The organism is Fervidicola ferrireducens (assembly GCF_001562425.1).
Lineage (GTDB): Bacteria > Bacillota > Thermosediminibacteria > Thermosediminibacterales > Thermosediminibacteraceae > Fervidicola > Fervidicola ferrireducens.
In genome coordinates this window covers 1-1,190 of the sequence record NZ_LOED01000086.1, presented here as the reverse complement: position 1 = coordinate 1,190, position 1,190 = coordinate 1, and the positions used below count along the sequence as shown (strand labels likewise).

The window sequence follows — 1,190 nt, the reverse complement described above, 5'->3', positions numbered from 1 at the left end:
TCGCCTGTGCCACGTCCGATGCAGGTACAAACTCCAGCCGCGGCATTTTCCGCAGTTTCCCCATTATTGCGTTCATCGTCCCCAATGCACGCCACTGTTTAACACCGTCAACCGGTATATATACCCTGCCAGCATGCACATCTTCATGACAGTTCTTGCACAAGTACACCAGATTTTCCCGCACATCTGTACCATCACTTTTACGCTGTATCAAATGGTGTTTCAGCAGGTGTTCTTGTGTACCACAGAGGATACATTTCTTCTCTACTGGCGTTCTGGGTGACTTCTGATAGCCTGCACCATATGTCTTTCCCCAGGTCATGCTCCTGACGTCAAAAACGTTGTCTTCCATAACGAACACAACCTGCTCTGCTGGGAATGGAAATAACTTTGAAAGCTTTTCTTGACTTCCTCCCGCCCCCTAAAGGAGGCGGGATTCCTTCAGGCGACTCAAGTCGCCATCCGGCTACCGCTCGCCGCATGCAGCGTACCGGCGGTAGATTCGAAGCGGCTTACCCATCGGTGATAGTTCCACCGGAGGGCAAGCGGTTTCAGGGGCGTGGCCTCCGCCCCGTGCCCCTTCGAGGAGCCCTATTTAGCACAACTGGCCGCCGCTTTCATCCCTACCCTTGAAAGGGTAGGGCCTTCCCGCGGCGGTTCTGTAAAGGTTAAGGTGAGTTTCTACACCATGCCTGAGCGTGGCGTTGGACTTATCTGTCGACCTCACGATTCTCGGCATCTTGAACTTTGTTAAAACCCTATCCTGTCTGGCGGATAAACGTTTCTTTTTGCACCGTGAATAGTATCTTCTATTCCTTCGGTGTTCCCTTCTTTCTGTCATCAGTCCCTTAATCTCTGGGATTCTGGTTTCCAGAATACCTATACAGTACACTGTCAATTTTCCGCCTTTAATTTCGCATACTGCGAATCCTATGTAGTTGTATCCTGGGTCAAGAGCTATGATGAATTTCCTTGGTACTGTTTTGAAGTAATCGAACTCTCTGTCCAGGAACACTACTATCGGTGGCTTGCCGGAAGCTCTCCCACCAATGATTTTTACACTGCCCCGCTTCCTTAGTTTCCTAATCATGTTGAACCTTTTCGTCGGGTGGCCGGGCCTGCCGTATTTGTCGGCAGTGAACAATACCATCTTTTCTCCTCCTTCTGTAAGGAGCCCTGTGATCCGGGCA

Annotated in this window: 2 protein-coding genes; both read right to left on the bottom strand. The window is 50.4% G+C overall.

Annotated elements, in window-relative coordinates; genetic code table 11:
* Window positions 1–322, bottom strand: a 322-nt coding sequence (locus AN618_RS14105) for an HNH endonuclease (protein WP_342670490.1), incomplete at its 3' end; no start/stop codon positions are given.
* Window positions 323–595: 273 nt separating this feature from the next.
* Window positions 596–1,150, bottom strand: a complete 555-nt coding sequence (locus AN618_RS12385) for an RRXRR domain-containing protein (RefSeq protein ID WP_083515219.1) — start codon at window positions 1,148–1,150, stop codon at window positions 596–598.
* Window positions 1,151–1,190: the final 40 nt, after the last annotated feature.

Bases quoted from the DNA above. Each gene is read 5' to 3' on its own strand.
- AN618_RS12385 (WP_083515219.1), bottom strand. From the start codon at position 1,150: ATGGTATTGTTCACTGCCGACAAATACGGCAGGCCCGGCCACCCGACG.